The organism is Streptomyces pathocidini (assembly GCF_001418495.1).
GTDB classification, from domain to species: Bacteria; Actinomycetota; Actinomycetes; order Streptomycetales; family Streptomycetaceae; genus Streptomyces; species Streptomyces pathocidini.
In genome coordinates, this window is sequence record NZ_LIQY01000226.1 from 1 (window position 1) to 9,051 (window position 9,051).

Here is a 9,051-nt window from a genome sequence, read left to right on the forward strand (position 1 = left end):
CCGCCGACGGCCGCCCGGTCCTGCGGATCGAGCGGCATCTGGCCCACCCGCGGGAGAAGGTCTGGCGCGCGGTCACCGAGCCGGAACACCTCAGCCAGTGGTACCCGCTCCCGGTCGTGGAGGTGGAGCTGCGCGTCGGCGGGAAGATCCGATTCGACGACGGCGCGGGCTTCACCATGGACGCGCTCGTCACCGAGCTCGACCCGCCCCGCCTCTTCGCGTTCAGCGAGCGCGCCCCGGACGAGATGGGCCGCGAGAGCGAGGACCTGGTCCGCATCGAGCTGCGCCCGGAGGGCACGGGCACCGTCCTCACCTTCACGCACGTCTTCGACGACCGCTACGGCGCGGCCAGTTACGCCAGCGGCTGGAACGTCTGCCTCGACGCGCTGGAGGCGGTGGTCGACGAGCGGCCGATTCAGCCCGACTCCCCGGGCCCCGCGGCCCACGACGCGTTCGTCGAGCAGTTCGGCCTGGACGAGGGCACGGTCTCCGACACCGCGGACGGCTGGATGATCCGCTTCGAGCGGCAGCTGACCCGGCCCGCGGCCGAGGTCTGGCCCCTGCTGACCGAGGGCCGGTCCGTCGAGCCCGGGGCGCCGACCCCGCCCCGGTTCACCACGGAGAAGGTCCCGGCGGGCGCGGTCACGTCCGTGAAGGAGGCCGAACTCCTGGAGTACGCGTGGCAGTCCGGTCCCACCGGCGCCGGCCGCGTCCGCTGGGAGCTCTCCGCGGGCACCGGCCACGGCGCCCGCCTGGTCCTCACCCAGACGGGCCCGAACGACCTGGCCCCCGAGCGCACCACCGCCCTGCGCGCCTGGCGAAAGCACATCGCCCGCCTGGCCGAGGAGTTGCGCGCGCTGCCGCGCAGCTGACCCGGGCGGCCCCGGCCCGCTCGCGCGACGGCCCCGGCCGACCCACTCGCGCCCGGACCGGATGGCGCTGCGCTGGTGGGGCACGCGCTGAAGGTGCCGCGCGGTGGCGCGAACCCGACAGGAGGCCGCGGCCATCCGGCTCTCCCCCTTCCGGCCGCGGGACACGAGCCGGGCGACGATGAGGCGGCGCGCCGAGGAGTAGCGGCGGGCCGACCGGAACGAGTACCTGGCGACCTCCTTCCTGGCCGACCTGGACGGCACCACGGCTTCCTGCGCAGGCTCAACCGGAACCAGGTCCTGCGCCGCTGGGGCGGCAGACCTTCCACCGCGGTGGCGATCAACCCCGGCCGCGGAACCCGGCGGCGCCGAACCGCCGCCGCCCTCCGGGGGACACCGGGACCCACCGGACCCGCGCCCGTCCGCGGCGCGTCAGGCGCCCCAGGCCTCGCGCAACCGCCGTATTCCCTCGGCGAGTTCGGCCGTACTGGCCACGCCCGCGAAGCTCAGCCGCACGTGCGGCGCCGGGGGTTCGGCGGCGAAGTACGGGTGGCCGGGCGCCACCGCGACCCCGGCACGCAGGGCGGCGGCGGTGGCGGTGTCCTCGTCGAGGCCGTCCGGGAGGCGCAGCCAGAGGTTGCAGCCCCCGGCGGCCACATGGCCGAGGAGCGGGGCGGGCAGGTCGCGCTGCACGGCGGCCGTCATCGCCTCGCGGCGGGCGCGGAGTTCGGCCGCGACCGCCCGGAGGTGGCGCGGCCAGGCGGGAGCCCCGACGAGTTCGAGGGCGGCCTCCTGTATCGGGCGGGGCACGAAGAAGCTGTCCACCACCTGGATCGCCCGGAGCCTGCTGAGGACGGGTCCGCGCGCGGCCAGCGCGCCCACGCGCAGACTCGGCGAGGTGATCTTCGTCAGGGAGCGTACGTGGACGACGACCCCGTCCGGGTCCTCCGCGGCGAGCGGGGGCGGCAGGGCCCCGGCGTCCTCGTGGCCGAGCCAGCGGGCGAAGTCGTCCTCAACGACGAACGCCCCGGCCTCGCGCGCCGCGCGCAGCACCTCGGCGCGGCGCGGGCCCGCGAGCACGGCGCCGGTCGGGTTCTGGAACAGCGGCTGGCAGACGAACGCCCGGGCACCGGTGGCGCGGAAGGCGGCGGCGAGCAGCTCGGGCCGTACGCCCTCGGTGTCCACCGGGACCGGCACGGGCCGCAGCCCGGACGCGCGCGCGACCGCGAGCATCCCGGGGTAGGTGGGCGACTCCACGAGCACGGTCGCGCCGGGCGGGGCGAGCGCGCGCAGGGCGGTGGTGAGGGCGCTCTGGCCGCCCGCGGTGATCAGCACGTCCGAGGGGCCGACGAGCCCGCCCCGGCCGCCGATCTCCCGCGCGAACCACTCGCGCAGCTCGGCCAGGCCCTCGATCGGCGGGCGTCCCCAGGCCCCGGGGCGCCGCCCGGCCCGGGCCAGGGCCGCGGCCAGCGCCCGCTCGGGCCGCAGCGAGGGCGGAAGGTAGCCGCCGTTGAACTCGATGACGCCGGGCGGCGGCGCGGCCAGCGTGGCCAGCACCCCGGAGGCGTCGACGGTCCGGGGGACGGCCTCGGCGCTGAGCTCCGCGCTGAGCGACACCTCCTGCCAGGAGGTGTCGCCCGGCTCCACCGCTCCCCTGGGCGGCCTGGCCCGGTAGGCGCCCGCGCCGGGCCGGGTCACGACCAGGCCCTCCCCGGCCAGCACCGCCAGCGCCCGCGAGACCGTCACCGGGCTGACCCGGTAGCGCTCCACGAGATCCCGGCTGGACGGCAGCTTCTCGCCTTCCGAGTAGCGGTTGACCTCGTCCCGCAGGCGTTCCGCCAGTTCCGCCACACTGCTACGCTCTTGCATGAGAGCCAAAGATAGCGCTACTGATGCCACGGGGATAGCGGTCGGCAGCGGAACCCGGGGCACCCTGCTCGCCGCGCTCGGCGTCGCCGCCTTCTCGCTGACCTTTCCGGGCACGGCCTGGGCCCTGGAGGGCCTGGGGCCGTGGAGCCTCACCACCCTCCGTATCGTGTTCGCCGCGCTCGTCGCGGGCGCCTGCCTGCTCGCGCTGCGCGTCCCGCTGCCCGAGCGCCGCCACTGGCCCGGGCTGCTGGTCGTGGCCGGCGGCGTCGTGATCGGGTTCCCGCTGCTGACCGCGCTCGCCCTGCGCACCTCCTCCACCTCGCACGCCGCCGTGGTCGTCGGCCTGCTGCCGCTCGCCACCGCCGCGTTCTCGGCCGTACGCATGGGCATCCGGCCGTCGCGTACGTTCTGGGCGGCGGCGGTCGCCGGTGCCGTGGTCGTCGTGACCTTCGCGCTCGCGCAGAGCGGCGGCGCCCCGACGGTCGGCGACCTGTACCTCTTCGCCGCGCTGCTGGTCTGCGCCGCGGGCTACACCGAGGGCGGGCGGCTGGCCCGCGACCTCCCCGGCTGGCAGGTCATCGGCTGGGCGCTCGTCGTCTGCCTGCCGCCGGCCGTCCCCGGCGCCGCGCTCGCGCTGGCCGCCGAGCCCGCGCGGTTCACCGCGCACACGGTCGCCGGACTGGTGTGGGTGGCGGTGGGCTCGCAGTTCCTCGGGATGGTCGTGTGGTACCGCGGCATGGCCGCGATCGGCGTCGCCCGGGCGAGCCAACTCCAGCTCGCCCAGCCCCTGTTGACGCTGTTCTGGTCGGTCGCGCTGCTCGGCGAGCACCTCGCCCCGGCCGCCCCGCTCACCGCCGTGGCCGTCCTCGTGTGCATCGCGGTGACCCAGCGGGCGCCCTCGCGGACCGCCGCCCGCGAAGGCGCGCGGCGGGACTCCCGCAATAGACTTACCACCACGGAGCGCCGCACTCTGGGCAGTGGCGCAGCACCCCCGAACGGGAGGTCCCCGCAGATGGAAGCGAAGAAGGGCGACACCCTCCTCGTACACGGCAGGACAGTCGGGCACCACGACCGCAAGGCCAAGATCATCGAAGTGCTCGGCGACCACGGAGAGCCGCCGTACAAGGTGCGTTTCGAGGACGACGGCAAGGAATGCCTGATGTCCCCGGGCCCCGACTCCGTGATCAGGCACCCCGGAGACCCGACTCCCGGCACCTGAGCCGTCGCGGGGCGCTCGCGGCTCCGGGCGAGCGCCCGCGCCGGCTCAAGGGCGCCCGGGCACAGGTTCAGCGCGGCGGGCGCACCGGCGTCGGATAGTGGTCGGCGACCACTCGGGCCATGGCCCCGAAGCGGTCGTCGGCCACTTCCTTGGCCGAAAAGTAGACATTGCCGCGCACCTGCGGCCAGTCCGCGTCCAGGTCCAGGTGCCGGGACAGCTCGGCCGGGTCCCGCCAGGGCGCGGGCTGCGCCGGGTCGCCGGCCTTGTAGAGCGCCTCGCCGATGTAGAGATCGACGTTCGTGCCCTCGACGGCCTTCGCCCACCACGGCACGAGGACGGCGTAGTCGGCGGCGGTCTGGCCGATGTGCCAGTACAGCTGGGGCACGATGTAGTCGATCCACCCCTTGCGCACCCAGCCGCGCGTGTCCGCGTACAGGTCGTCGTAGGTCTGCGCCCCCGCCCGGGTGTCGGAGCCCGCGGGGTCGGTGGCGCGGTTGCGCCAGACGCCGAACGGGCTGACGCCGAACCGCGTGTGCGGCCGGATCTCCTTGATCCGCTCCGCGGTCTCGCGGACCAGGCGGTCGGTGTTGTCCCGGCGCCAGGCCGCGCGGCTGGGGAAGCCCCCGCCGTACCGCTGCCAGGCCGCGTCGTCGCCGAAGGCCTGGCCGGCGACCGGGTACGGGTAGAAGTAGTCGTCCCAGTGCACGGCGTCGATCGGGTAGCGGCGCAGCGCGTCGAGCATCGCGTCCTGGACGAAGCGGCGGACCTCGGGCAGCCCGGGGTTGTAGTAGAGCTTGCCGCCGTAGGGCACCACCCAGTTGCGGTGCACGCGCGCGGGGTGGGTGGCCACCAGCCGCGCGGGGTCGGTGTGGTTGGCGACGCGGTACGGGTTGAACCAGGCGTGGAGTTCGAGCCCGCGCCGGTGGGCCTCGCGCACGGCGAAGCCGAGGGGGTCCCAGCCGGGGTCCTTGCCCTGCACGCCGGTCAGATACTGGGACCACGGCTCGTACGGCGAGGGCCACAGCGCGTCGGCGCTCGGCCGCACCTGGAAGATCACCGCGTTGAGCCGGCGCCGCACCGCCGTGTCGAGGAGCCCGATCAGCTCGGCCTGCTGGCGGTTGACGGGCAGGCCCGGCTTGGAGGGCCAGTCGCGGTTGACGACGGTGGCCAGCCACATGCCGCGGAACTGCCGCTGCGGGCGGCGGATGACGCCCAGGTCCCGCCCGGCAGGGGCCGGCACTTCGCCCGGGCCGACACTGCCCGCGCCCGCGGCCTCGCGGCCCAGCGGGGCGTCCGCTGTCGCCTCGCCCGCGGACAGCAGGGCGGAGACCGCCCCCACCGCCCCGGCGGCGAACCCTCTTCGTGTGATGCGCGCCATTCCGGCTCCCTGAGTGGACTGAATACGCTCATGACCTGAAGTGTCCGGCCGTTTCCGCGCACGTCCCCGGCCGTATGGCCACAGCATGCCCGCCCCGGCGGCCCCGGCACAGCACCACGCGGAGTAACGTCGGGGGACGAGTCAGAAGAAGATCAGCGAAAGGCACGATGTGACCGACATCGAACGCGTCGGAGTGGTGGGCTGCGGCCAGATGGGGGCGGGCATCGCGGAGGTGTGCGCCCGCGCCGGCCTGGAGGTCATGGTCGCGGAGACCACCGGCGAGGCGCTGGAGATCGGCCGGACCCGCCTGACCAACTCCCTCGGCAAGGCGGCCGAGCGCGGCAAGATCACCGAGGAGGAGCGCGACGCGGCGCTGGACCGGCTGAGCTTCACCACGGACCTGGGCGAGTTCGCCGACCGGGACCTTGTCATCGAGGCCGTCGTGGAGAACGAGCAGGTCAAGACGGAGATCTTCCAGATCCTGGATCAGGTCGTCACCCGCCCCGACGCCATACTCGCCTCCAACACCTCCTCCATCCCGCTGGTCAAGCTGGCCGTCGCCACTTCGCGGCCCGACCAGGTCATCGGCATCCACTTCTTCAACCCGGCTCCCGTCCAGCGGCTGGTCGAGCTGATCCCGGCGCTGACCACGGGCGACGAGACGGTCGTACGCGCCGAGAAGCTCGTCGCCGACGTCCTCGGCAAGCACGCGATCCGCGCCCAGGACCGCTCGGGCTTCATCGTCAACGCGCTGCTCATCCCGTATCTGCTGTCCTCGATCCGGATGTTCGAGTCCGGCATCGCGAGCCGCGAGGACATCGACAACGGCATGGAGCTCGGCTGCGCCCACCCGATGGGCCCGCTGAAGCTCACCGACCTCATCGGCCTCGACACGGTGGCGTCGGTGGCCGACTCGATGTACGAGGAGTACAAGGAGCCGTTGTACGCCGCTCCCCCGCTCCTGCAGCGCATGGTCGACGCGGGCCGCCTGGGCCGCAAGTCGGGCTCGGGGTTCTACACGTACGAGTAGCCGCGGTAGCCGCGTGCGCGGGGTTACCCGAAGAGGCCTTCCAGGAAGGGGTTCTGGAAGGTGGACAGCGGGTCCGAGTCCCGCATGAGGCGGCGGAACGCGGACCATCGGGGGTAGCTCGCCGCCAGGGCGGCCGGTGGCAGGGTGAAGACCTTGCCCCAGTGGGGGCGGACGTCCCAGGGGGCGAGAGCTTCCTCGATCCGGCGGACCACCGGGCGTACGGCGTCGGCGTCCGGGATCCAGGTGAAGTGGAAGGCGATGTTCGGGCGCTGGTAGTGGGGGCTGAGCCAGTACGGGTCGGCGGCGATGGAGCGGAGCTCCGAGATCTGGAGGACCGGCGCGATACGGGCGCGCAGTCCGTCGAGCGCGAGGAGCGCGTTCCTGGCCTCGTGGCGCGGGACGAAGAACTCCGACTGGAGCTCTTCCCCGGCGCTGGGCGTGAACTCGGCGCGGAAGTGCGGAAGCCGCTCGTGCCAGGGGCCCGGGACGCCCAACTGCTGGGTGCAGTTCTCCGGCGGCATGGCCGGAATCGGGTGGCGTGGGCCCTCGGCCGGGCGCGCGCCGGTCCACGCCAGGTCGGCCGCCGGGTCGCCGACGCGGTGTTTCACCCACAGCGCGACCGAATCGCCGCCGCGGCTCCGCCAGTCGGTGAACACGCTCACGCTGTACGCGGCGGCGAAGACCTCGTCGAGACGGTCGGTGAGCACGGGCCAGGGCAGACCCTCGTAGACGCGCTGCTCGACGTCGAACGCGGGCACCACGTCCAGTTCGAGATGCGTGACGACGCCCAGGGCGCCGAGCGCGACGACCGCGCCGTCGAACGCCGCGTCGCCGCGCGAGACGGTGGTGAGCGAGCCGTCCGCCGCCACGACCTCCATCGACCGGACCGCGCCGGCCAGTGAGCCGTTGCCGTCGCCCGAGCCGTGCGTGGCCGTCGCGCACGCGCCCGCGAGGGAGATGTGCGGCAGCGAGGGCAGGTTGTGCAGGGCGAGGCCGCTGCGGTGGAGCTGCACCGCCAGATCGGCCAGGGTGATGCCGGCCGCGACGCGTACGGTCCCGGGCCCGGTCACCTCGAAGGTCTCGGGGAGGTGCCGGAGCGAGATCAGGGTGTCCGGGGTGTCCGCGATATCGCTGAAGGAATGGCCGGTGCCCAGGACGCGGACTCTCCCCGCGCCCGCCACCGCGGCTCTCAACTCGCTGATGGATTCCGGGATTCCGAGGCGCTCTGCGGAAAAGGCGACGTTGCCTGCCCAGTTCGTCAGCGGCGTGGTGGCCATCCTGCTCCTTTCGACGGACCTGTCCCGTACCCGAAGCAGCAGATCAGGAACCGCGCCCCGGGCACAAGGCGGTCGGAGCGGGAATCGGCGCGGTTCGGGCCCGGCGAGGTCGGCGGCCGGGCCCGAACACGTACACGTACGCCGGTGCCTACGCCTCGAAGACGACCTGGCTGCCCTCGCGGCGGGCCTGGCCCGCGGAGTAGGTCACGGCATGGACCGGCTCCCCCTCGGCGTCGAGGAGCGTGATGCTGCCGCCCCGGTTGCCGAGCTGGAACCCGTCGGCTCCAGTGACCGTGACAGTCGCGCCCGGCTCAAGGCGCTGGGCGGGCACAGCTACGCGGTGCTCGTTGCGGTCGGCGAGATGCCAACCGTCGAGGTCGACCACGGTGGTGGAGTCGTTGACGAGCGTGACGGTCTCCGTCTCGGGCGCCGGGCCCTCGGGGTTGACCATCGCGGAGCGGATGCGGACGGCGGGGACGGAGCCGCCGCCGCCCGGCTCGCCAGGCTGACCCGGGTCCGCGGGGTCGCCGGGCTCGGCGGGGTCGCTCGGCTCGGCCGGGTCGCTCGGCTGGTCGCCGGACTCCTCGGCGTGGCCGGTGGAGTCGTCGGTGTTCCAGGACTGCGACTGGAACGCGAGGAAGACGGCGATCCACTGGTCGTCGCCGGGCAGGTGGATCAGCAGGCCGCCGTCCTGCCAGATACCGTCCTGGCCTTCGAAGCGCTTGCTGTTGCCCTGGTTCATGTGGATGTCGTGGACGCCGTTGCCGGGCTCGAAGCCGAAGATCTTGTCCGGCGTGCCCTCTTCGGGGCCCCAGCGCTCGCCGAAGAGGTAGACCGCGGCGGAGTCGTCCTCGATGGCGCGCTGGACGTGCTCCTCAAGCACGTCGGCCAGGTCGTTGTCCGCGCCGGGCCGGTCCGCCGGGAGCTTCTTCAAGTCCTTGCGGTCGAGCAGTTCACCGCGTACGTAGTCGAGGCCCGCCCCGCCCTCGCGCGCGGGCAGGTCCGTCCAGCCGCTGCCGGCCGCGGGCAGCTTCCCGGTCACCGGGTGGCTGAAGTCCTCGTCGACGAGGTACAGCAGCTCCGAAGGGGACTCCTGCGACTGGACGTTGACGGCGGCCCGGTAGTGGGTGCCGTCGTTGTCGACGAGGTGTATCTGGAAATGGGGGGTGTCGTCTGCGCCCTCGCGACGTCGGTCGACGGCACGGGCGGCGAGCACGCCGTAACTCTTCAGCGGCATGTGGTCTTTTTCCTCCAGCGTTGTGGGCGGGCGTTGCCCGTCTGGAGTACATCGGTGGGCGCGCCGCGGCCCCAAGTTGACACGCTGTCAATTCGGTGAACACCGCGTGCACATATCTTGCGGACGATCTGGTGAACGGCGGCGCTGAGGGCAGCGGCGCTGGGGGCGGCGG

At 73.7% G+C, this 9,051-nt stretch carries 7 protein-coding genes and 1 pseudogene; 4 read left to right on the plus strand and 4 right to left on the minus strand.

The window, feature by feature from the left end; genetic code table 11:
* Positions 1–872: SRPBCC family protein (locus AOK16_RS12480; protein WP_107098332.1), on the plus strand; the 872-nt coding region annotated here is incomplete at its 5' end.
* Between the two features lie 429 nt (positions 873–1,301).
* Here the strand turns inward: AOK16_RS12480 and AOK16_RS12485 are convergent.
* The gene (locus AOK16_RS12485; RefSeq protein WP_055472332.1) at positions 1,302–2,738 is read right to left on the minus strand and encodes an aminotransferase-like domain-containing protein; all 1,437 of its coding nucleotides are present in this window, start codon (positions 2,736–2,738) and stop codon (positions 1,302–1,304) included.
* Between AOK16_RS12485 and AOK16_RS12490 the strand changes: the two are divergent.
* Both AOK16_RS12490 and AOK16_RS28195 read left to right on the plus strand, forming a co-directional pair.
* Positions 2,737–3,633, plus strand: a pseudogene (locus tag AOK16_RS12490) (DMT family transporter); the annotation flags it as partial. The gene AOK16_RS12485 and the pseudogene AOK16_RS12490 overlap by 2 nt on opposite strands.
* 117 nt (positions 3,634–3,750) lie before the next feature.
* On the plus strand, positions 3,751–3,957 hold the full coding sequence (locus AOK16_RS28195; protein ID WP_240483536.1) for a DUF1918 domain-containing protein: 207 nt from the start codon (positions 3,751–3,753) through the stop codon (positions 3,955–3,957).
* A 67-nt stretch (positions 3,958–4,024) separates the two neighbouring features.
* On the opposite strand, the gene AOK16_RS12495 is transcribed toward AOK16_RS28195, so the two are convergent.
* Positions 4,025–5,335, minus strand: coding sequence for a glycoside hydrolase family 10-like protein (locus AOK16_RS12495; RefSeq protein ID WP_055472334.1), 1,311 nt, complete (start codon positions 5,333–5,335; stop codon positions 4,025–4,027).
* A gap of 169 nt (positions 5,336–5,504) precedes the next feature.
* Here AOK16_RS12495 and AOK16_RS12500 point away from each other — a divergent pair, with 169 nt between their 5' ends.
* Positions 5,505–6,365, plus strand: a complete 861-nt coding sequence (locus AOK16_RS12500) for a 3-hydroxybutyryl-CoA dehydrogenase (protein WP_055472335.1) — start codon at positions 5,505–5,507, stop codon at positions 6,363–6,365.
* Between the two features lie 23 nt (positions 6,366–6,388).
* On the opposite strand, the gene AOK16_RS12505 is transcribed toward AOK16_RS12500, so the two are convergent.
* Both AOK16_RS12505 and AOK16_RS12510 read right to left on the minus strand, forming a co-directional pair.
* Positions 6,389–7,642 (minus strand): FAD-binding protein, encoded by a 1,254-nt coding sequence (locus AOK16_RS12505; RefSeq protein ID WP_055472336.1) that lies wholly within the window; start codon positions 7,640–7,642, stop codon positions 6,389–6,391.
* A 148-nt stretch (positions 7,643–7,790) separates the two neighbouring features.
* Positions 7,791–8,879, minus strand: coding sequence for a DUF2278 family protein (locus AOK16_RS12510; protein WP_055472337.1), 1,089 nt, complete (start codon positions 8,877–8,879; stop codon positions 7,791–7,793).
* Positions 8,880–9,051: the final 172 nt, after the last annotated feature.